Origin of the sequence: Streptomyces roseoverticillatus (assembly GCF_000719265.1) — a bacterium.
Classification (GTDB): Bacteria; Actinomycetota; Actinomycetes; order Streptomycetales; family Streptomycetaceae; genus Streptomyces; species Streptomyces roseoverticillatus.
Map to the genome: position 1 here is coordinate 272685 of NZ_JOFL01000001.1, position 21500 is coordinate 294184.

18 protein-coding genes are annotated in these 21500 nt (G+C 72.7%); 9 read left to right on the plus strand and 9 right to left on the minus strand.

Annotated elements, in window-relative coordinates; all coding sequences use genetic code 11:
* Positions 1-33: 33 nt before the first annotated feature.
* Positions 34-2211, minus strand: a complete 2178-nt coding sequence (locus IF61_RS0101250; protein ID WP_030364265.1) for a hypothetical protein — start codon at positions 2209-2211, stop codon at positions 34-36.
* 808 nt (positions 2212-3019) lie between these two features.
* On the opposite strand from IF61_RS0101250, the gene IF61_RS0101255 reads away from it, so the two are divergent.
* The 3 genes from IF61_RS0101255 to IF61_RS0101265 all read left to right on the plus strand — a co-directional run bounded on the left by IF61_RS0101255 (position 3020) and on the right by IF61_RS0101265 (position 6062).
* Entirely contained in the window at positions 3020-4036 is a 1017-nt protein-coding gene (locus tag IF61_RS0101255; RefSeq protein ID WP_043187340.1) for an SDR family oxidoreductase, read from the plus strand.
* A gap of 89 nt (positions 4037-4125) precedes the next feature.
* Positions 4126-5259: an alpha/beta hydrolase gene (locus IF61_RS0101260; protein ID WP_030364267.1), complete on the plus strand. Its 1134-nt coding sequence runs from the start codon at positions 4126-4128 to the stop codon at positions 5257-5259.
* A 332-nt stretch (positions 5260-5591) separates the two neighbouring features.
* Positions 5592-6062: a hypothetical protein gene (locus IF61_RS0101265; protein ID WP_157848534.1), complete on the plus strand. Its 471-nt coding sequence runs from the start codon at positions 5592-5594 to the stop codon at positions 6060-6062.
* 55 nt (positions 6063-6117) lie between these two features.
* Here IF61_RS0101265 and IF61_RS0101270 read toward each other — a convergent pair whose 3' ends face one another.
* Together IF61_RS0101270 and IF61_RS0101275 are read right to left on the minus strand one after the other, a co-directional pair.
* Positions 6118-6693, minus strand: coding sequence for a hypothetical protein (locus IF61_RS0101270; RefSeq protein WP_245684355.1), 576 nt, complete (start codon positions 6691-6693; stop codon positions 6118-6120).
* A gap of 24 nt (positions 6694-6717) precedes the next feature.
* Positions 6718-8142: a hypothetical protein gene (locus IF61_RS0101275; RefSeq protein WP_030364270.1), complete on the minus strand. Its 1425-nt coding sequence runs from the start codon at positions 8140-8142 to the stop codon at positions 6718-6720.
* A 430-nt stretch (positions 8143-8572) separates the two neighbouring features.
* Between IF61_RS0101275 and IF61_RS0101280 the strand changes: the two genes are divergently transcribed.
* Positions 8573-10033 carry a PP2C family protein-serine/threonine phosphatase gene (locus IF61_RS0101280; RefSeq protein WP_030364271.1) on the plus strand — a complete coding sequence of 487 codons (1461 nt, stop codon included), beginning with the start codon at positions 8573-8575 and terminating at the stop codon, positions 10031-10033.
* A gap of 96 nt (positions 10034-10129) precedes the next feature.
* Here IF61_RS0101280 and IF61_RS0101285 read toward each other — a convergent pair whose 3' ends face one another.
* Entirely contained in the window at positions 10130-11641 is a 1512-nt protein-coding gene (locus IF61_RS0101285; RefSeq protein ID WP_030364272.1) for a DNA-binding protein NsdB, read from the minus strand.
* A gap of 290 nt (positions 11642-11931) precedes the next feature.
* Between IF61_RS0101285 and IF61_RS0101290 the strand changes: the two genes are divergently transcribed.
* Positions 11932-13038: an aminoglycoside phosphotransferase family protein gene (locus IF61_RS0101290; RefSeq protein WP_078659891.1), complete on the plus strand. Its 1107-nt coding sequence runs from the start codon at positions 11932-11934 to the stop codon at positions 13036-13038.
* Between the two features lie 256 nt (positions 13039-13294).
* The gene (locus IF61_RS0101295) at positions 13295-15310 is read left to right on the plus strand and encodes an N-acetylmuramoyl-L-alanine amidase (RefSeq protein ID WP_030364274.1); all 2016 of its coding nucleotides are present in this window, start codon (positions 13295-13297) and stop codon (positions 15308-15310) included.
* A 75-nt stretch (positions 15311-15385) separates the two neighbouring features.
* Here IF61_RS0101295 and IF61_RS0101300 read toward each other — a convergent pair whose 3' ends face one another.
* Entirely contained in the window at positions 15386-15883 is a 498-nt protein-coding gene (locus IF61_RS0101300; RefSeq protein WP_030364275.1) for a hypothetical protein, read from the minus strand.
* A 311-nt stretch (positions 15884-16194) separates the two neighbouring features.
* Between IF61_RS0101300 and IF61_RS0101305 the strand changes: the two genes are divergently transcribed.
* From IF61_RS0101305 to IF61_RS0101310, 3 genes are all read left to right on the plus strand, one after another.
* Positions 16195-16638 carry a rodlin gene (locus IF61_RS0101305; protein WP_052392304.1) on the plus strand — a complete coding sequence of 148 codons (444 nt, stop codon included), beginning with the start codon at positions 16195-16197 and terminating at the stop codon, positions 16636-16638.
* A gap of 145 nt (positions 16639-16783) precedes the next feature.
* Positions 16784-16858: a putative leader peptide gene (locus IF61_RS37665; RefSeq protein WP_353620260.1), complete on the plus strand. Its 75-nt coding sequence runs from the start codon at positions 16784-16786 to the stop codon at positions 16856-16858.
* A gap of 174 nt (positions 16859-17032) precedes the next feature.
* Positions 17033-18049, plus strand: coding sequence for an isopenicillin N synthase family dioxygenase (locus IF61_RS0101310; RefSeq protein WP_030364277.1), 1017 nt, complete (start codon positions 17033-17035; stop codon positions 18047-18049).
* 7 nt (positions 18050-18056) lie between these two features.
* Here IF61_RS0101310 and IF61_RS0101315 read toward each other — a convergent pair whose 3' ends face one another.
* From IF61_RS0101315 to IF61_RS0101330, 4 genes are all read right to left on the minus strand, one after another.
* On the minus strand, positions 18057-18290 hold the full coding sequence (locus IF61_RS0101315) for a DUF397 domain-containing protein (RefSeq protein WP_030364278.1): 234 nt from the start codon (positions 18288-18290) through the stop codon (positions 18057-18059).
* A 99-nt stretch (positions 18291-18389) separates the two neighbouring features.
* Positions 18390-19568, minus strand: coding sequence for a thiolase domain-containing protein (locus IF61_RS0101320; RefSeq protein ID WP_030364279.1), 1179 nt, complete (start codon positions 19566-19568; stop codon positions 18390-18392).
* Positions 19565-20545, minus strand: a complete 981-nt coding sequence (locus IF61_RS0101325; protein ID WP_030364280.1) for a lipid-transfer protein — start codon at positions 20543-20545, stop codon at positions 19565-19567. Before IF61_RS0101325 ends, IF61_RS0101320 begins: the two co-directional genes overlap by 4 nt.
* The gene (locus IF61_RS0101330; RefSeq protein ID WP_030364281.1) at positions 20542-21489 is read right to left on the minus strand and encodes a Zn-ribbon domain-containing OB-fold protein; all 948 of its coding nucleotides are present in this window, start codon (positions 21487-21489) and stop codon (positions 20542-20544) included. Before IF61_RS0101330 ends, IF61_RS0101325 begins: the two co-directional genes overlap by 4 nt.
* Between the last annotated feature and the right edge of the window lie 11 nt (positions 21490-21500).

Consider the following 21500-nt stretch of genomic DNA (forward strand, 5'->3'; position numbering starts at 1 on the left):
GGGTGGTGCGGCACGGAGTGATGGCGGGCCGGGTCAGCGCCGGGTGGCGTCCCCGGGGCCGTACGGAACGCGGCCGGTGACGCCCTCGGGCACCGGGAGTGCGGTGCGGGCCGGGGGCTGTACGCGCGCGGTGGCGGAGGTCAGCGCACGGGCGGCCGGGGTGGCGCTTGCGGGCAGGGTGAGGTCGAGCCGGGTCTGGCCGGCGGCGGGGGCGGCCCAGCCGGAGCGCAGGCCGGCGTAGGCGTCGCCGAAGACGGTGTTGGTGTCGTTGCGGACGGTGCCGCCGGGCAGGGTGGCGGTGATCTGCGTGCCGGCGGGTGCGGTGACGGTGACGGCGCTGCCGATGCGGTAGGCGGTGACCTTGCCGGCGGCGAGCGCGGCGCTCCAGGCGGCCCGCTTGCTCATCTCGCCGCCGATGTCGCGCATGCGGAGGTTGACCAGCGGGGTGTTGTCGGCGTAGAGGCCGGAGTAGTCGCCGAGGACCTTCTCCAGGACCTTGTAGCCGATGCGCTCCTCGGCGAGGTTGGACTGGTGCATGAAGTGCGGCCGCGGGTCGTTGGCCAGGACGTGGCCCATGGCGATGCGGGATTCCAGGGGCACGATGTACGACGAGAAACCGGTCTTGACGTCCAGCGGGGCCTTCAGGCAGGTGGTCGTGGAGGAGTTCTCGCAGATGCCGCTGCCGCCGTCGGCCTTCTTCGTGTACAGCCAGTTGTACTCGTCGGTCTGCTCGGTGGCCTTGCCGACGTTGTAGTAGACGTTCATCGGGTAGCGCGGCACGGTGAGCGCGGGGCCGGCCTGGCGCTGCCCGGGCTCGCGCGAGTTGTCGCTGGCGATCCAGCCGACGCCGTACTGGGTGAGGGACGGGGCGAGTTCGGGGTTGTCCTGGGGCTGCTGGGGCGTGGTCTTCAGGCCGGAGTGCTCGCCGGTCACCAGCTCGTCCTTGTCGAGGCCGAGGCCCTGGCGCGCCGCCCAGTTCAGGTTGTTGCCGATCTCGCCGCCGATGGTCGCGCGGCTGACCCAGCGCACGTTGCCGAAGAGGTCGGTGGCGCACTTCCAGGGGACGACGGTGGTGTTCTGCACGCAGCCCAGGAAGGCGTGGGTGTAGGTGTGGTTGATCCAGCGGAAGGACTTCTGGTCGGTGCGCAGCTGGTCGAGCAGCGGGTCGTACGTCCCGCCGTGCTCCGCCTTGAACTCCTCGCTGCCCACCCCGTTGTAGGCCAGGTCGAGCGGGAGGTTGTGGCTCTGCGACCACTGCTTGGCGTACTGGGCGTCGGCCGCCGTCATCCGGATCGGCGGGCTGTCGGGGCTGGGGTTGCCGGGGCAGTCGACGTCGCCGGGGGTGCACTTGCGCTTGGTGTCCCAGCGGTCGTCGGAGGCGAAGACGTCGTCGGCGTGCACGCCGAAGTAGTTGCGGGAGGCGCCCAGGTGGACGCCCTGGGTCAGCCACTCCACGATGCCGCGGGAGACCAGCCGGAACTGGCTCTGGTACTGGTTGGCGATGAAGGTGACGACCAGTTCGCTGCGGCCGTCGTGGGTGTACTGGCCGATCAGCGAGCCGCGCGCGGTGCTGCCGGGGACGGGCGCGTCGAGGTAGCTGGTGTAGGCGGCGCCCGGCTCCTGCTGCGCGAGGGGCGCGGCAAGGTAACCGTAGCTCTCGTTGACGGAGGCGTCGTTGTCCTCGAAGGGAACGTTTTTCTTGAGGTAGCCGAAGGGGCCCGTGGCGCCGCCCGCGGTCACCTGTGCGGTCTTGCCGTCCATGGGACCGCTGTACCCTCCCCCGTCCTGGGGGCTGTTGAGCCCGACCTTGGGGCTCGCGTACGTGTAGGCGTCGACCTGACGTATGCCGAAGCGCTTCTCGTACGTGGCGAGGGCGGCCATCTCCGGCGAGTCCGCGCCGAAGGGGTTCTCGTTCGGCAGCACGACGCCCTGGAATCTGGCGCGGGGTCTGCCGTCGACGGTGTCGCTGAGGAACGCCTCGTCGATGCGCTGCCGGTTGCTGCTGGTCAGGTCCACCTTGGTGTACGGCGTGCCGGCGCCGTCGAGCTCGGCGCGCAGCGCCTCCGTGGCGGGCCCGCCGTCGTCCACGACGAGGACCTGCAGGTCGATCCTCGGCGCCGGGCCGGCGGCTTGGGCGCCGCCGGCCGGAGCGGCGACGGCGAGCAGAGCGGCCGCGGACAGCACCGCGGCAAGACGGGTCGGACGACCCATAGGATTCTCCCCCCAGGACGGCGGCGCGCACGACGCGGCCCTCCGGTCCAAAGACACGTGCGCGCAGCGCCGACGGCGCGGCCCGCACATCGAATCGATCCCCACTTGATCCCCATTGGCACGGCCCCCCGGCGGTCGTGCCTCCCCACCCGACCGCCTGCCGGATCCCCCCACGGCCCCGGACACCGATGCCCGTGACCGAGCCGCACGGCCGGAGCCGGACCGCACGGCGTAGCGCGGGCGCCGGGCACACGGATGCCACGGCATCGAGAGGCACTTGCGTCTCTCAACAGTCTCTCGACCGCCCAGGCATATAGTGCGCCATGCCCGGAGGTCTCGCTGGCTCACTGGCCCAGGAGCGGGGTGAACCCTTCGGCCGGTGGCCGGAATTGACCGCCTCGCGATCATCTCGCACGGGACGGGCGGTTCGCTCGTGCGCGGTTGCCCGTGCGGCGGTGACCTGTGGGAACATGGTCGCGCGCCGCAGGCTCCCCGGCGTGCGCTCCCCGGCGCCCCAGGGGTCCCGGGAGCGGCGGACCGCGCCGAGATCGGCCTGATGAAGGCCGTCCGACTTTTCGCCTTTATCGCCCGATCAGCGTCTACATCCCCCGGCTCCCGCCGCTGCTGATCTCGTGGCGCAGGAGGGCCCGCAGGACCCGGAGGCAACCGGAAGCAACTCCTCGCCCTCTAAGTAAGGTTACCCTCCTTCCGCTTGGCGATCTCTCCTCCGTTTTCCCCCTCCCGGTTTCCCCCTCCCGGCGGCCTCCCCTTCTTCCCCGGGCCGGGGTGCAAGAGGCAGGGTGGAGGCATGAGGCTCTTGATACTGGGCGGCACGGAGTTCGCAGGCCGGGCCGTCGCCGAGGAGGCACTGGCCCGCGGCTGGCAGGTGACGGTCTTCCACCGGGGGCGGCACGCCCCGCCGGAGGGGGCGGCGGCCCTGCACGGCGACCGCACCGCGCCGGACGGCCTGCGCGCGCTCGGCCGCGGCGAGTGGGATGCCGTCGTCGACACCTGGTCGTGGGCACCATCGGCCGTGCGGGACGCGGCGCGGCTGCTCGCCGGACGCACCGGGCGGTACGCCTACGTCTCCAGCGGCTCCGTCTACCGCTACCCCTCACCCGCCGGGCACGACGAGGACTGGCCCGTCGTCGACGGTTCACCGGACGCCGGGGAGGTGGAGTACGCGCAGGACAAGCGCGGCGGCGAGCTGGCCGCTCTCGCGTCCTTCGGCGACCGGGCGCTACTGGTGCGGGCCGGGCTGATCCTCGGCCCCGGCGAGAACCTGGGCCGGCTGCCGTGGTGGCTGGGCCGGATCGCCCGCGGCGGGCCCGTCCTGGCCCCCGGCCCGCGCGACCTCGGACTGCAGTTCATCGACGTGCGCGACCTCGCCGAATGGACCCTGGACGCGCTCGGAGCGGGGCTCGGCGGACCGTACAACCTGGTGAGCCCGCCCGGCCACACCACCATGGGCGAGCTGCTGGAGGCGTGCGTCCGGGTGACCGGCTCGGACGCCGAGCTGCGCTGGACCGCCCCCGAGCGGATCCTCGCCGCGGGCGTCGAGCCGTGGACCGACCTGCCGGTGTGGGTGCCGCCGGGCGAGCTCTACGACGTACTGCACATGGGGGACTCTTCCAAGGCCGTCGCGGCGGGGCTGCGCTGCCGGCCCGCGGCCGGGACCGTGGCGGACACCTGGGCGTGGCTGGGGCGGATCGGCGGCCGGGCGCCGCAGCGGCCGGACAGGCCGCCGCTCGGGCTGGACCCGGAGCGCGAGGCGGAGCTGCTCTGCCGCTCTGCGAGCACGGACACCAATGTCAATATAAAGTGAAAAACTGAAATAAGGGTTACATGGCTCAACCCCGACCGCTCCGACTCCCCTCTCTCCTGGAGACCGCCCTCCAAGAGGAGTGACTGCCCGTGGGCCTGACGTCCCCGACGTTCCAGCTCGTCCTCGTGCTCATCGCCGTCGCGGTGTGCGTGCTCGTCCTGTGGCAGTGGCCGCGCGCCGCGCGGAAGGGGCCGCTCGCGCTGGCCGGGCGCGTCGGCCTGCTCGTCCTGACGCAGGTGAGCATCCTGGCGGTCCTGCTCGTCGCCGCGAACAAGGAGTTCGGCTTCTACTCCACCTGGAACGAACTCCTGGGCCGCACGTCGAGCAGACAGGCCATGCAGCCGGGCACGGACGGCGGCAAGCGGCCGCCCGCGCTCGCCGTGAAGGGACAGGAGTCCATCGGCCTCAAGGGCACCCGCGAGAAGGCCGGGCAGGTGGACCGCATCGAGATCCGCGGCCCGGTGACCGGGCTGAGCATGGACGGCTACGCCTACCTGCCGCCGGAGTACTTCCAGAAGGAGCACGAGAAGGAGAAGTTCCCGGTCGTGGTGGTGATCACCGGCCAGCCGGGGGTCTCCAAGAACCTCATCACCCAGCTCAAGGTCCCGCAGACCGCCTCCTCCGCCATCATGAAGAAGGAGATCCGGCCGACGATCTACGTACTGGTCCGGCCCTCGGTGGTCGCCGACCGCGACACCAACTGCACGGACGTGCCCGGCGGTCCGCAGGCGCTCGCCTTCTTCAACCAGGACCTGCCGCTGGCCGTGACCGACGTCTACCGCGCCTCCGGCGCCCCGGGCAGCTGGGGCGCCGTCGGCAACTCCACCGGCGGCTACTGCGCGTTGAAGCTCGCGATGACCAACCCCACGCGCTACGGCGCGGCCGCCGGCCTGTCCGCCGACTACTTCGCCCGGCAGGACGGCAGGACCGGCGACCTGTACGCCGGCAGCAAGGCGTACAAGAACGAGAACGACCTGACGTGGCGGCTGGAGCACATGCCCCCGCCGCCGGTGTCGCTGCTCCTGGCCACCAGCAAGAACGAGGACGACTACGAGCCCAGCCTGAAGTTCGCACAGAAGGCCAGGCCCCCGCTCAAGGCCGACAAGCTGGTCCGGGACGAGGGCGGGCACAACTTCCAGACGTGGCGCGAGGAGTACCCGGTGGTGCTCAAGTGGCTGGACAAGGAGCTCAGGGCACTGGCGGACCGCAACGGCGGCCAGTAGCGCCGCCGTCCGCCGCGGGCGTACGGCGCGAGCGGGCCCGATGGATCCCAAGTGTCCGGATCAGCGCCACCCCTGTCGCATTCGGCGCTCTTGCCCCGCTGGTCACAGCGATGCTCGCTGGCCACAGAGATGAAGGCCGCGTACTGGAGGAAAGTGACCACACCTAAGGATCAGAACGTTCCAGTTCCGTCCCAGAGCTTCCGTGCGCCCTGCTCGGCGACTTGTCGGTGTGCAGATAATGGGGGCCGCGTTCCGGAGGCCGGGCCCTGCGGCCCGTCGTCACCGGAACGCACCTCTGCACAAGATCACCTGGAACACCGATGGGGGCGTCAATGAACGCTGAGCTGATGGACGACGAGCGGCAGGCAGGTGCGGCGGCACCCGTCGTACGGCGGCGGTGGCAGCGGGCCCGCCGGGCGGCCGTCGTCGCGGCGCTCGCGCTGGGCGCCTCCCTGCTGGTCTCCCCGGCCTCCGCCCAGGGCACGGAGCAGGCCCGCCCGGCCGTCGTGACGGCCGTGGCCGAGCGTCAGGCCGAGGTGAGCACGGCGGCGGGCACCGCGCAGTCGGGTGCCGCGAACGCGCTCCAGGCCTCGCACGGCCACCACCGGTCCGCGAAGGACCACGTGACGACGGCGGCGAAGAAGCCGAAGAAGGACAAGGACAAGAAGAAGAAAAAGGGCTTCTTCAAGAAGCTCGGCATCTTCCTGATCATCGTGCTGATCCTGGTCGTGATCTTCATCATCGCGCTGATCGCCCTGGCGATCCACTTCATCCGGAAGGCCCTCAAGCGCCGCCGCGCCTGAGGAACCGCCGGACGGGAGGGGGTACAGGGCCGTTGCCCCGTACCCCCTTCGGCCGTCAGCTGACGGTCTGGTCGCCGTCGGGCACGTCCTGGACGGTCACGACGGCGCGCGGCTGCCCGAGGCCCGCCGCGACGGCCGCGGCGATGCCGCCGGGGTCGGGCGCCTCCGGGAAGGGCACGGCCTCGCCGTCCCCGTAGCTCTCGATGGCCTTGGTGAAGTAGCTCGGGTCCCAGGCGCCGACGGCGCCCCTGACCTCGACCGCGCGCACCGCACGGCCGCCGACCCGCTGCTTCAGCTCGGACAGGATGCGGTCGGAACGGAACTCGCCCGGCACCTGGAAGAGGCTGGCGTGGGCGCCCACGAGGCCGCGGTCGCGCAGCCGGACGGTCACGGTCAGGCAGCTGGTGACGCTCGGGTAGAGGAGGGTGCCGCCCGGGGCGGCCTCGCCGACCTGCCCCTCCGTGATCCTGACGGCGGCCGCCTTGCTGTGCGGACCGCCCGGGGCCTTCACGGCGACGCCGACGGCGGCCGGTGCGGGCGCCGGAGCCGCCTCCGCGGCCGTCGCGGCCGCGAGCTGCGCCCCTACGAGGAGGGCGACCGCACTTATTTTCGCAGTTGTTATCGCATTCACGTGATCATTCTGCTCGTACGCCCGTCACACCGCGGTCTCCGGCCCGAAGCGGCTGCGGACCGCGGTCTGGACGTCGTCCTCCTCGGCCGGGTCCGCGGCGAGCCTGCGCAGCTGTTCGACGACGCGGGCGTCGGCGGTGGTGGCGTGGTGCGCGGCGAGCTCGCGGGTTGTCTCCTCGCAGTCCCACAGGCACTCCACCGCGAAGCCGGTCGCGAAGGACGGGTCCGTCGCCGCCAGCGCCCGCGCCGTGCGGCCGCGCAGGTGCGAGGAGGACGTCTCCCGGTAGATGTGGCGCAGCACGGGCGCGGCGCAGGTGATCCCCAGGCGGCCGGCGCCCGGCACGAGGTCCCACAGGACCGGCGCGTCGGGGCCCTCGGCCCGGACCGTGCGGCGCAGGGCACCGAGGACCAGCGGCGCGTCGTAGGGCGCGCCGCGGGAGGCGAGCATGCCGGCGGCGGCGCCGCCGAGGGCGTCGGTGCGGTGGATCCAGGCGCGGGCTCGCTCCAGGGCGGCCGTGCCGCGCATGCGCTCGAAGGCGGTGACGGCGGCCTCGGCCACGAGCGCGCCGGGATCGGCCGCGGCGGACTCGATGAGGTCGAGCGCCTGCGGGTCGTCGTGCTCGGCGAGGTAGCGCAGGGCGGTGGCACGGGCGGCCTCGGGGCCGAACGCGGCGGCCTCGATGATCTCCAGCCGGTCCTCGGGGCCCGCGACGGCGTTCAGGCAGCGGGTCGCGGGGACGTGGCGGAGCTGGGCGGGGTACAGGCCGAGGCCCTCCTGGGCCCAGTCGAGCACTTCGCGCACGCTCCAGCCGGGCCGCGGGCCCGACGGGCGCAGCTGGCGCTGCCAGCGGTCGAAGGAGCCCTGCTCCTGAGCGGCGCGCACCCGGGGGGCGGTCACGGGCGACTGCGTCTCGTCGGCCCACAGCCGCCAGGGGCGGGGCTCGAAGGCGTCGCGCACGGCCGCGGCGAGGTCCCGGTCGCCCTCCTGCCCCGCGGGGAAGCGGGCGAGGACGCTCTCGCCGAGGGCGAGCAGCCCGGCGTCGTCGTCGCGCAGGGCGAGCTCATCGAGGGCCCAGGCCCAGTTCGCGCCGGAGATCGCGTACCGCCGCAGGAGCAGCAGGGCGTCCTCGCGGCCGTACGAGGCGAGGTGGCCGAGGACGGCGAGGGCGAGGCCGGTGCGCTCCTCCGCGCTGTCGAGGAGGTCGTCGGCGCAGAAGAGGTGCCGTTCGAGCTCGCCGAGCCCGGCGTCGAGGTCCAGACACAGGCGCGCGTAGTAGAGGGAGCGGTTCTCCACCTGCCAGTCGCGCCTGGGGTCGCTGAGGAGGCAGTGGTGGAGCGCCGCGAGCGCCTCCGCCCGCGGCGCCGCGAGGGCATGCAGGGTCCCGTCGCCGCGGCCTCGCTGAAGGAGGCCGAGCAGGGTGCCGCTGGGCGCTATGTCTGGATCGAACATGGGGTCAGCATCCGGTGCGGGGAGTCGGCTGGCAACGGGATTTCCGTCGTCCGGCATTCTTGCCGGTGTCCACCGGTGCTATGCGTGGTGAACAGGGGGAACTCGAGGTCGGTCGAGCGCCCCGCAGCCTACCTGGAGTGCGGGATTCCGCCGAGCCCTGTCCGTTTCGCCTCCTTTTCACCCCCTTACCGGTCCCTTCCCGACGCCTTCCGGCCCCCTTCTGACAGGTCCGGCCCCGGCGCACGCCCGGCCCGCCCCGAGGGGAACCCTCCCTCTTGAATTTTCCTGCCTCTGACATATGCCCTGGACACCACCGGATCGGGTGTTGCCAAAGCCCTTACAGGCCCTCTCCGCCTGTGCCAGAGTCGTTACGGCCCATCCCGCGGATCCTACGGAGCCGGCTGCGCCGCTCCCCCCATCGGAGTACGACATGCCGTCCCCCCTCCACGCGGACTCCTCCGCAGCTCAGCCGCCCGAGCACGGCACGGTCGACGCCCTCATCTCGCAGACGCGGCGGCTGCGCGGCGGCCTCGATGCCGTGCGGCGCGCGGCGGCCGCCGGGGAGGAGCCGGACGACGCCCACCGGCGGTGGCACCGCGCCCTGTGCGACCTGGCCGCCCACCACCTCGACGATCTCGGGGAGCACCTGGGCCAGCTCCGCGAGGGCCCTCCGCCGCCCGGCGGCACCGCCCCCGCGGGTGCGGTGCAGGCCCCGCCCGCCCCGCAGCCCGCCACCGCGCCGGGCCGGGCCGGCAGCGCGGAGTGGAATCTCCTCACCGACGAGGCCACCTGGTCCGAAGAGCTCTTCCAGCTCTTCGGCCGCCGCCCCGAGGACGGGCCCCTGACCCTGGACGAGCTGCCCTCCTGGCTGCTCGAGGAGGACCGGGGCCTGCTGACCACGATGGTCACCGGCTGCCTGGTGGACGGCAAGCCCATCGACGGCGAGTTCCGTATCGTGCGCGCCGACGGCTCGACCCGTGCGGTGCACATGATGGGCGAGCCCGTCCTGGACGGCGACGGCGCCGCGACCTCCATGTGGGCCGTCTTACGCGACGTCAGCGAGCTGCGCCGCAGCCGCCGTGCCGTCGACGAGACGTCAGACTCCCTGCAGCGCCGCCGGCACCTCGCGCGGGCCGAGCACCGGATCGCGGTCGAGCTGCAGGAAGCCGTGCTGCCACCGTGGCGCGGCTCCCTGCGCTTCCCCCAGGGCGGCGCTCCGCAGTCCGACGGCGCCCCCGGCACCCTCGACCTCGCCGCCCACTACCTCCCTTCCGCCAGCAGCGCCCTCGTCGGCGGTGACTGGTTCGATGCCCTGGGCCTGCCCGGGGGGCAGACCCTCCTCAGCGTGGGCGGCCTCACCGGGCACGGCGTGGCCGCCACCTCCGGCATGGCCATGCTGCTCGGCGCGCTGCGCGGCATGGCCGTGACCGGCGCCGAGCCCGGCCCCCTCATGGGCTGGCTCAACCGCCTCCTCGACGCCTCCGCGCAGCCCGCCCTGGGCAGCGCCGTCTGCTGCCGTTACGACCCCGCGAGCCGCACCCTGGCCTGGTCCCAGGCGGGCCACCCCGCACCGCTGCTCTTCCGCGGCGGGAGGGGCCGTGCGCTGCAGCCCCCGGAGGGCATGCTGCTCGGGGCCGTCGCGGATGCCGCCTACGGGCAGGCCGAGGAGCTCCTGGAGCCCGGCGACGTCCTTCTCCTGCACACCGACGGACTCTCGCCCCACAGCGCGGGGCCGGTCGCCGGGACGGTCACCGACCGCCTGCTGGACCTCGCCCCACGGTTCACCGCGGCGAGATGCGCACAGGACTGCGTACGAGCCGTGCTGGAGGAGTTCGGCGGCAAGGAGCGCGAGGACGACGCCTGCCTGCTGATCGGCCGCATTAACGGCTAGACGTGGCTGTTCCTACGGCTGCACGTACCGGAGACCGGACGTACCGACTGGACGCCGGACACGTACGAGCCGGACACGTACGGGACATCCCGGCGGCTAGACCGCCAGGCCCTTCCCTCCGCTCCCTCCGCCCTTCTTGGGCTGGGCCTTGGGGGCGTTGGGCAGGGCCCGTTTGATCTCCTGCCGGAGATCCTCGATCCGGGCGTATCCGGCGTACTTCCCCGTGAGGCGGTACATCTCGCGGAGCCGGTCCCAGGTGCGGTGCGAGGAGGTCTCGCCGATCGACACCAGGGCCAGCCGGGCATAGGTGTCCGCCTGGTCGGGGTCGTTGCTGATGAAGCAGGAGGAGGCCATCGAGATGTAGTCGAAGATCATCGACCGTAGGGTCTCGTTCCCCCGCAGGGCCAGCGCCTCCTTGGCGTGCCGCTGGGCGATGACCGCGACCGAGGGATCGTGCTCGGCAAGCGTCCGGTAGGCCAGGGCCTGCATGCCGTGGAGCTCGACCTCGTCGAACTTCTGCATCCAGCTGGGGGCGGGCACGTCCCCCTTGTCGGAGATGAAGAGCTCCTCCGCCTCGCCCAGGGTCCGCCGCATGGCCTGACCCCGGCCCATCGACGCCTGCGCCCAGGCCTCGATCGTGGCGAGCATGGCCCGGGTGCGCGGCAGGGTCTCGCCGCCGGAGCCGGATTTGGCGAGCTTCATCAGATCGAGGGCGTCGTCGGGCCGACCGAGGTGCACCATCTGGCGGGCCGCCCGGGAGAGCGCCTCGCCGGCACGGGGCCGGTCGCCGCCCTCGCGCGCCGCGTGGGCGGCGATGACGAAGTACTTCTGGGCGGTCGGTTCGAGGCCCACGTCGTGGGACATCCAGCCGGCGAGCACCGCGAGGTTCGCCGCGACGCCCCACAGCCTGCGCTGGAGGTGCTCGGGGTGGTGGTAGGAGAGCATCCCGCCCACCTCGTTGAGCTGGCCCACCACCGCCTTGCGCTGCAGCCCGCCGCCGCGGGCCGCGTCCCAGGCGCGGAACACCTCGACCGAGCGCTCCAGGGCGTCGATCTCGGTGGAGCCCACCGGCGCGGCCTCGTAGCGGTCGAGCCCGGCGGATTCGGTGTGGATGCCGTCCCTGAGGGGATCGTCGAAGCGGGGGGAGTCGGAGGCGAGGACCGGATCGGAGTGCAGCCAGTCGTGCATGGCGCTGCTGAGTGCTGAGCCTGCGGCGAGCGCGGCGCCCGCGCCCACCAAGCCGCGTCGGTTGAGCATGAGGTCCATTCCCGTGAATTCGGTGAGGACCGCGGCGGTCCGCTCGGGCGGCCAGGGGAGGCCGTCCGCGGACTGCCCCCTACCCGCGCGCCCTCGACGGCCGAACCCGAGGTCCTCGATGGTCACGACACGGCCGAGTCGCTCGGTGAAGAGGGCTGCCAGCACCTTGGGCACGGGATCGCGCGGGGATTCCCCCATGTCGATCCAACGCCGCACTCGCGAGGTGTCGGTCGCCAGCTGCGGGTGGCCCATGACGGCCGCCTGCCGGTTCACGAGCCTCGCCAGTTCGCCCTTGGACCATCCGGCCAGACCGAACAGATCCGCGAGGCGGGTGTTGGGTTCCCTTGTCACGTCAAGCCCCCAGGTTCTCGGCTGACTTGAAGGTAGCGGCCCGTCATGGACCAGGCGAGTATTCGCCAGGGTTCGCCAGGGTCCGCCACATGGTGTGCCACCCGCGGCCGGGTGTGATGTAGGAACGCGCCACCCCGGTCACCCGGCAGCCGGTCCGGATCCGCTGTTCCCCGCGTATGCGGGGAGGGTCCGTCAAGGGGTGACCCCGTGCATTCCCCAGGGTGCACGGCCGGCCCGGGTACCGGGGCAGCGCGGCAACTCGTCGGCACACGAAGGGATCCGTTCCGCTCATGTATGCAGCCTCGTCCTCCGTGTCCGCCCCGCCCCGGCTCCGTCCCCAGCACGCCGGCGGCGGGCCGTACCTCGACCCCTCCCATGCCGCGGGGGCTGCCTTCGGGGGCGGACGGGCCCGGCTGTCCCCGGGGCTAGGCGGCCAGCCGCTCAGCGGGAGAATCGACCTGTCCGGCCCCCAGGGGGCGCAGTTGCGTACGGTGATCGCCGCGGTGCAGCGCATCTGCCCGGAGTTCAACGCCGTCCAGGTCCTGCGCCACAACGCGCACTCGGTCCTGCTGGTCGGCTCCACCGGCCGCACCACAGCGGTGGCCAAGTGTTTACTGGACCCGTCGCCGGCCTGGACCGAGCGGTTCCGGCAGGAAATAGCGACATACCGTGCGTTCGTCCGCCACCGTCCGCCGGTGCGGGTGCCGCGGCTCATCGCCGCGGACCCCGACAACTGCACGCTGGTGATCGAGCGCATGCCCGGGCGGCCCGCGGCCGCACAGCGCCACCCTTCGGACACCCCGCCGCGGGCGGACGTCCGGGCCGCGCTCGGTGCGATCTGCAGGGTCAACCTGTGGCGCCCCCCGGCCGGCATGTTCGACATGCCGCTGGACTACGGCAAGCGCATCGCGCGCTATCACGAGCTGGGCCTGCTGACCGACCGCGACATGGGCGACCTGCAGAAGCTGCTGTACGGGCTGGCCCACGTCCAGGGCCAGTTCTGCCACGGCGACGCCCAGCTCTCCAACATCCTCCTGGCCCCCACCGGCCCGGTGCTGGTGGACTGGGATCAGGCGGGCTGGTACCTCCCGGGGTACGACCTCGCCACGCTCTGGATGGCCCTCGGCGACGCCCCTGTGGCGCGCCGGCACATCAGCCAGGTCGCCCGGCAGGCCGGCACGGTGCAGCGTGACGCCTTTCTGGTGAATCTCATGCTCGTGCTGACCCGCGAGCTCCGCATGTGCGAGACGGCCGTGCAGCGCGCCGTGCAGGACCCCGCCCCGGCGGCGCCCGGCGCGGCCGACGCGGGCGAGGAGCAGCGGCTGCTGCTGCGCCGGCTGCACGACGACTGCGCGCTGGCCCGGCGCGCCGTGCGGGCGGCGGTCGGCACCCGCTGACCGCCCGGCCGCCGGCACGTCACCGGCCCCTCCGCGACACGCCGCGCCCCGTGCGCGGCGTGTCGCCGTGTGCGGGGCCGGAAAGGGTGCAGCCTCGGCGTCGGAGGCGCAGTGTCCGTACGGGCAACATGCTTCGCAGCAGCATGATTGACGGATCGTCTGCCAGGGACTACCTCTGGTTACGTCCGGTCCCGCACGCCCGCTCGCGCCCCGACCATTTCCCGCGCGTGGCACGGCACGCCCCGAGGAGGCTGCATTGCGAGGATCCGTTCCCGAATCGTGGACCGCTCCCCTGAGAGCCCTCCGAAGAAGCCGGGGGGCGTTCCGGGCGGCCGGAGTCCTGGCTTCGGCTGCCCTGTTGCTGCCCCTGGCGCCCGGTGCGGCCACGGCTACGGCCACGGCCACGGGCCGCCAGGCGCGCTCCGGCGCGCTGCAGCGGGCCTTCGCCGCGGCGTCCCACGAGTACCGCGTTCCGCAGAGTGTGCTGCTGGGCGTCGCCTATCTGGAGTCGCGGTGGGACACCCACAGCGGCGCCCCGAGCGTCACCGGCGGCTACGGCCCCATGCACCTGACCGATGCCGCGCACGCCGTGGCCGCCGTTCCGCACCACAGCGACGGCCGCGAGGATCCGCGCGGCGACAGCTCCCGCCCGGCCGCCGGCCCCCGGACGGTCCGGCCGCCCGTGCTGCCGGCCGGTGAGCTCCCGCCTCGGCTGCGCATGCTGGAGCAGGCCGCCCGGGTGTCCGGCCTGTCGCGGGAGGCCCTGCGCAAGGATCCCGCCGCGAACGTACGGGGTGGCGCGGCTCTGCTCGCCGCCGCCCAGAAGCGGCTGGGGATGCCCCTGAGCGAGGATCCGGCGGACTGGTTCGGCGCCGTGGCGGGCTATCCGGGCGCCTCCGACACGGCGACGGCCACGGCCTTCGCCCGTGACGTCTTCGACGTGATCCGTTCGGGTCAGCGGCGCACGACCGACGTCGGCCAGCGGGTCGCCCTGCCGGCCGCCCCGCGCCTGCCCGACCGTCCGGAGCAGGTGGGGCGGCTGGGCCTGCCGGATCCTTCGGACGAGGAGACCGAGTGCCCGGCGGCGGTGGCCTGCGAGGCGATCCCGGCCCCGTACGAGAAGCTGCAGGGCGACAACTACGGCAATCACGACCTGGCGGACCGCCCTGACTCGCAGAAGACGGAGTTCATCGTCATCCACGACACGGAGGGGTCCTGGGAGACGACGATCAAGCTGATCAAGGACCCCGCGTACGTCTCGTGGAACTACACGGTGCGCTCCTCGGACGGCCACATCGCCCAGCACGTGCCGACGAAGGATGTGGCCTGGCACGCGGGCAACTGGTACGTGAACGCCAAGTCGGTCGGCATCGAGCACGAGGGCTTCCTCGCCCAGCCCGACGCCTGGTATACGGAGGAGATGTACCGCACCTCGGCCCGTCTGGTGCGGTATCTGGCGCAGCAGCTGGGGATCCCGCTGGACCGGCAGCACGTCCTGGGCCACGACAACGTCCCGGGCACGACCCCGGCGACGATCAAGGGCATGCACACCGACCCCGGTCCGTACTGGGACTGGGCGCACTACTTCGATCTGATGGGCAAGCCGTTCCGCCCGACGGGCGGCGCTTACGCGGGCATGGTCACGGTCCTGCCCGACTACGACGCCCACAAGCCCGCCTACACCGGCTGCACGGCGCCGGCCAAGCCCTGCGCCTCGCACGGTTCGGGCGCGGTGCGGCTGTACACGCAGCCGAGCGAGAAGGCGCCGCTGGTGAAGGATGCCGGGCTGCGGCCGGACGGCAGCGCTTCCACGATCGACGTCAACGACACGGGGGCGCGCGCCTCGACGGGCCAGCAGTTCGCGGTGGCGGGGCGCAAGGGCTCGTGGACGGCGATCTGGTACCTGGGGCAGATGGCGTGGTTCAGGAACCCGTTGTCGCAGCCGACCGCGGTCAACGCCTACGGCTCGGTGGTCACCCCGAAGGAGGGGCTGGCGGAGGTCCCGGTGTTCGGGCGCGCGTATCCGGAGAAGGAGGCGTATCCCGCGGGGGTGCCGGTGCAGGCGCTGGCCCCGCTGCCGTACAAGCTGCCCGCCGGGCAGGCGTACGTCATGGGGCAGCGGCTGCGGAGCGAGTATCTGTGGGCGAAGACCTTCGATCCCGAGGGCCACAAGGTGATCCAGGGCAAGGACGTGTACTACGAGATCCAGTTCGGCCACCGGGTGGCCTTCGTGAAGGCCGCTGACGTGACCGTGCGGCCCTCGAACCGGTAGCGCCCGCAAGGACGCGAGGAGCCCGGTGCGGCGTCGGCCGTACCGGGCTCCGGTGCGTCGGTGTGCGGGGCCTTGTCAGGCCGTCTGGAACATCTCGGCGGGCAGCGGCTTGAGGAGCTGGTAGAGCTCGTCGGTGATGGGCCGGTCCCAGCTGGCGATGGTGACGAGGACGCCGTCGCTGCGGTCGAACTGGGTGCAGGAGATGCGGCCCTCGGAGCACTTGATGCGCCGGACGATCAGGAGGTTGTCCTCGTGCATGACCGGGATGTCCTCGGTCTCCAGCACCTGCACCGGCTCCTCGTTGCCGAGGGCGGCCAGGAGCTGGGTGACCTCGAAGGGCACCTGGCCCTCTTCGAGCTCGCGCGCCGGGGAGCCCTCCGGCAGATTGCCGATGATCATCGCCGGGCCGCGCCCGCCGAAGAGGTCGTAGCGGAGGAACACACCCTGGCAGCTGCCGTCGGGCGCGGGCAGCAGCCCGGCCCCGAGATCGCCCGGCCAGTCCCCCGGGTCCATGGCCAGGACGTCGAAGTCCGGCCCGGTGGGCGTGGCGCTGCGGCGGCGGAGGAAGGACATGCCCACATCGTACGTGCCCGGACCCCTGGCGTGGCGCCGGGGAGAGCTTCGGGCGGCGGCTCGTCCGAGGGGCCCTCAGCCGGTCCAGGGTCCGCCCGGACGCAACTTGTGGGGGCGCTGTCCGGGCGGACCGACGGCCGAAGAACACCGCCGCGGGCGGCACGTTACCAGGCAAAAGCGGGACTTCTCCGTACGGAAACCACTGTCCCGAAGCAAATGAGTGAATTCCCGAAACTTCCGTTATGGGGCCGAGTTACTCAGGTCGCTTCCCTGTCTGTGAGAGGCAGCTAATCGATCGAAAGGCACAGACCGTGCTCAAGAAGGTACTCACGACGGCCGCCGTGACGGTTACCAGTGTCGGCACCATCGCCGGCCCTGCGATGGCGATCGGCAACGACCAGGACGTCGCCAACGGCAACGCTTCGCACACCGGCTACGGCAACACGATCACCGGTGGCAAGGAAAGCCCGCAGATGAGTCTCATCCAGGGCACCCTCAACAAGCCGTGCCTCGGAATCGGCAAGATCGGCATCCAGTCGGTCCTCGCCCTGCTGCTCAACGTCGGCATCCAGGACGTACCGATCCTCACTTCCCAGCAGCAGCAGCAGTGCACCGACAACTCGACGATCAGCGACGGCGACGACCCGCTGTCGCACATCCTCGACGAGATCCCGATCATCTCGGGCAACGGCTCGGGCAACAAGGGCGGCGGCCACCCCGGCTTCGGCGGCCCCGGCTTCAACCACGGCCACTGACCGACGCCGCGCCCGGCCTCACGGCCGGCCGGATCTCCCCCTGTCTCGGGTGCACGGGCCCCGGGGCAGGGGGATTCCCTTGCCCGGAAACCGCAGGTCAGAGCCGCTCGCGCCGGTTTCCCTGCGGGTCGTATACGATGGGCGCGTGACTATGCTCGTCAAACGCCGCCACGTGGACCTCCTCCGCGTCACGAGCATGTCCTGTCGCCGCTACGGCTGATCTTCTTTCTGCCCGGCCCCTTTTCTCCGGCCGTGGCCGCCTTTTCTTTCTTTTCTTCTTTCCTGCCGTTCTCCCGGTCCCGCTTCGCCCTGCCCGCGCACCCCGCGGCGGCGCCGCGGGCGTCCGGCGCACCGCCGTACGCGATTCCGGGCCCTCACGCTGTGGACAACCCTCATGAGCAACAAGCTTCCCGTCCTCGACCTCTCCGCCGCCTCCGCCGGTCCCGAGGCCCGTGCCCGCTTCCGCGAGGAGCTGCACTCGGCCGCGCGCGACGTGGGCTTCTTCCATCTGACCGGCCACGGCGTCACCGAGGCGGAGACCGCCGAGCTGTGGCGCACCATGCGGGCGTTCTTCGCCCTCCCCGAGGCGGACCGGCTGTCCATCAGCAACCTCAACTCCCCCCACTTCCGCGGCTATACCCGCATCGGTGACGAGCGGACGGGCGGCAGCCGGGACTGGCGCGACCAGCTCGACATAGGCGCCGAGCGGGAGGCGCGCGCGCCGGGTGCGGACGAGCCCGGCTACTGGTGGCTGGAGGGCCCGAACCAGTGGCCGGCGGCCCTCCCCGGGCTGCGGACGGCCGCCCTGCGCTGGATCGACCGGCTGAGCGCGGTCGCCGAGCGGCTGCTGCACGAGCTGCTGGCCTCGATCGGCGCCCCCGAGGACTTCTACGACGAGGCCTTCGCCGACCGCCCCCACCTGCACCTGAAGCTGGTCCGCTACCCCGGCAGCGCCCCCGACGGCGCCGGGCAGGGCGTGGGCGCCCACAAGGACTACGGCTTCCTGACCCTGCTCCTGCAGGATGCGGTGGGCGGCCTGCAGGTGGAGGCGGCGGACGGGTCCTTCCTCGACGTGCCGCCGGTGCCGGGGGCGTTCGTGATCAACCTGGGCGAGCTGCTGGAGGTGGCCACGAACGGCTATCTGAAGGCCACCAACCACCGTGTGGTCAGCCCGGCCGGCACCCGCGAGCGGTTCTCGGTCCCGTTCTTCTACAACCCGCGCCTGGACGCGCGCATCGAGCCCGTGTCGTTCCCGTACGCGGACCGGGCGCCGGGCGTCACTCAGGACGCCGGCAACCCGCTGTTCGCGGAGTACGGCCGCAACGAGATCAAGGGCTGGCTGCGCGCGCACCCCCAGGTGGCCCGCCGCCACCACGCGGACCTGCTGACCGAGGGAACGCCCGTGGGCTGACGGTTCGTCAGGTCAGGTCGAACTCGCCCTCGCGGGCGCCGCGTACAAAAGCGCGCCACTCCGCGGGCGAGAACACCACTGCGGGACCCGGATCACGTCCGTTGCGCATGGCGATGAAGCCTTCCACGAAGGCGATCTGGACATCGCCGGTCCCCTGACTGCCCGGCAGCCAGGCGGCGTTGCCGAGGTCGAGCTCGGGCACGATGGCGCCCGCCGGTCGTTCAGTCGTGCTCTCTGCCACTGCTGAAGCTCCTCCCGGTCGTCGTCCCGCGCCCACCCTAGCGAGCGCGGCGTGCGCCGCACAGGCCGCACGGCGGCAAACGCTCCCCCCTGCGCTCCTTCAGGTGGTGGGCGGCCGGTCGCCCACCACCCACATGGAGAAGAACTGCGCGCCCCCTCCATAGGCGTGGCCGAGCGCTTTGCGGGCGCCGTCGACCTGGTGCTCCCCCGCCCTCCCCCGCACCTGGAGGGCCGCTTCGGCGAAGCGGATGAGGCCGGAGGCGCCGATGGGATTGGTGGACAGGACGCCGCCTGAGGGGTTGACGGGCAGTTCGCCGCCGAGTTCGGTGGCGCCGGAGGCGGTGAGCTTCCAGCCCTCGCCCTCGGCGGCGAAGCCGAGGTTCTCCAGCCACATCGGTTCGTACCAGCTGAAGGGCACGTAGAGTTCGGCGACGTCGAGCTCGCGGCGCGGGTCGGTGATGCCTGCCTGGCGGTAGACCTCGGCGGCGCAGTCGCGGCCCGCGCGCGGCGAGACGAAGTCCTTGCCGGCGAAGAGCGTGGGCTCGCTGCGCATGGCGCCGCCGTGCACCCAGGCGGGCGGGTGCGGGGCGCGGGCGGCCCCGGCGCGGTCGGTGAGGACGACGGCGCAGGCGCCGTCGGAGGAGGGGCAGGTCTCGGAGTAGCGGATCGGGTCCCACAGCATGGGCGAGGATTGCACCCGCTCCAGGGTGATGCCGTGCTCGTGCACGTGGGCCCAGGGGTTCCGCAGGGCGTTGCGGCGGTCCTTGTAGGCGACGAGCGCGCCCACGCCGCCGGGCGCGCCGCTGCGGCGGATGTAGGCCCGTACGTGCGGGGCGAAGAATCCTCCGGCGCCGGCCAGCAGGGGCTGCTGGAAGGGCACGGGCAGGGACAGGCCCCACATGGCGTTGGACTCGGACTGCTTCTCGAAGGCGACGGCGAGGACGGTGCGCTGGACGCGCGCCGCGACGAGGTCGGCGGCGACGAGGGCCGTGGAGCCGCCGACGGATCCGGCGGTGTGCACCCGCAGGACGGGTTTGCCGGCGGCGCCGAGGGCGTCGGCGAGGTACAGCTCGGGCATCATCACGCCCTCGAAGAAGTCGGGGGCCTTGCCGAGGACGACGGCGTCCATGTCGGCCCAGGACAGCTGCGCGTCGTCGAGGGCCCGCCGGGCGGCTTCGCGGACGAGTCCGGCGAGCGAGACGTCGCGGCGGGCCGCGGCGTGCTTGGTCTGGCCGATGCCGACGACGGCGACGGGTTCCCTGCTCGTCCGTCCGCTCACCGGTTCTCCCCCTCCAGCACGGCGACGAGGTTGTGCTGCAGGCAAGGCCCGGAGGTGGCGTGGGCCAGGGCCCGGTCGGAGTCGCCCCGGTGGATGCGGGCGGCCGCTTCGCCGAGCCGGACGAGGCCGGTGGTCATGAGGGGGTCGGCGGCGAGCGCTCCGCCGGAGGGGTTGACGGTGACAGTTCCGTCGAGGCGCAGTGCCCGCCGCAGGACGGCCTCCTGTGCGGTGCAGGGGGCGTGGAGTTCGGCCGTGTCCACGGGGGCGCGGAAGGCTCCGGCGCGTTCGGCGGCCAGGCGGGTGGAGGGCGAGTCGGTGAGGTCGCGCAGCCCCGGGGCCTGGGGTTCGATGCGGTGGTCGATGCCGCGGATCCAGGCGGGCCGGTCGCACATGCGGCGGGCGGTGTCGCCGGCGGCGAGGACAACGGCGGCCGCGCCGTCGGTGGGGGCCGGGAAGTCGGTGGCGCGCAGGGGCAGCACGGCGTGGGCCTCCGCGGCGGGCGGCTCGTCGAGGTGGCCGGCGTCGATGAGGGCGCGGGCCTGGAGGGCGGCCAGGGCGAGCGGGTCGGGCCACAGGGGGGCGAGGTAGTAGGGGTCGAGCTGGCGGGTGAGGACGTCCGCCGGGTCGCCGGCGGTGGGTTTGCCGTGGGCGTAGACGAGGGCCGTGCCGGCGCGGCCGGTGAGGATCTTCACCCAGGCCTCGTACAGGGCCCAGGCTCCGTCCGTCTCCACGTGGGACTCCGCGATGGGCGGCCAGGCGCCGACGCTGTCGAGGGTGAGAGTGAAGGAGAAGGGGCGGCCGGCGAGGTAGTCGCTCGACCCGGAGCAGGTGAAGTCGGCCTCGCCGGGGGCCAGTCCTGCCTGGCTCAACGCGTCGTGCAGGACGGGCAGGAGCAGTTCGGGCTCGGACGCGCCGCCGGCACCGCCGTGGTGCTCGCTGCGCGCGAAGGCGACGACGGCCACGTCGCGGGGCGTCACAGCAGCTCCTTGTAGGTGTCGTAGCCGGCGTCGGGCTCGCCGGTGGGCCGGTAGTGGTCCGGGTGGCGGGCGTCGCCGGTCCACACGGGTGCGACGCGCATGCCCATGCGCACCTCGTCGTAGGGGATGCCGCCGATGCGCGCGTGGAGGGCGAGGTCGGCCCCGTCGAGGGCGATGTGGGCGTAGACGTACGGGACCTCGATGCCGGCCCCCCTGGCCTTGATGTTGACGACGCAGAAGGTGGTGACGGTGCCGTGCGGCCCGACCTGTGTCTGCTCGGTCGTGGGGACGCCGCAGGTGGGGCAGACACCCCGGGGCGGGACGTGGACCTTGCGGCAGGAGGGGCAGCGTTCGCCGGTGATCCTGTGCTCGGCGAGGGCGGCGAGGTGACGGCTCAGGGCGCGGCCGGGCGTGTAGGTGTAGTCGAGGCGGGCGGGGGTGACGATGCCGGTGACGGGGTCGTCGAAGACACCGTCGTGCGGTACGGCCGGGCCTGCGCGCTCCTCCCCTTCGTACGGTTCGAAGCAGCCGATGTCGGTGATGGCGCCGGTGCGTTCGGGGGCCCAGCGGATGCGGACGCGCATGCCGGTCCGTACGGCGTGCGGGCCGGGGGCGTCGAGGACGTGCAGGAGTGCGGTGTCGGCGCCGTCGAGGCGGACGAGGACCCAGGCGAAGGGGGTGCGCAGGGGCTGATTGTCCCGGGGGGCGGGGTTCCAGGCCCAGGTGGTGACGGTTCCGGTGGGGGCGACCTCGGCGAGGTCGCGGATCTCCTCGGCGGTGACGGGGTCGTACTCGACGGGCGGTACGAGGATCCGGCCGTCGGTGGTGCGTACGCCGAGGACGGTGCGCTCCCGGAGGCCGGTGAGGAAGGCGCTCTGGACGGGGCCGAGGGAGCGGGTGAAGGGGAAGGAGACGGTCAGGGGTGCGGTGAGGATCTCCGGCACGGCGGGGCTCC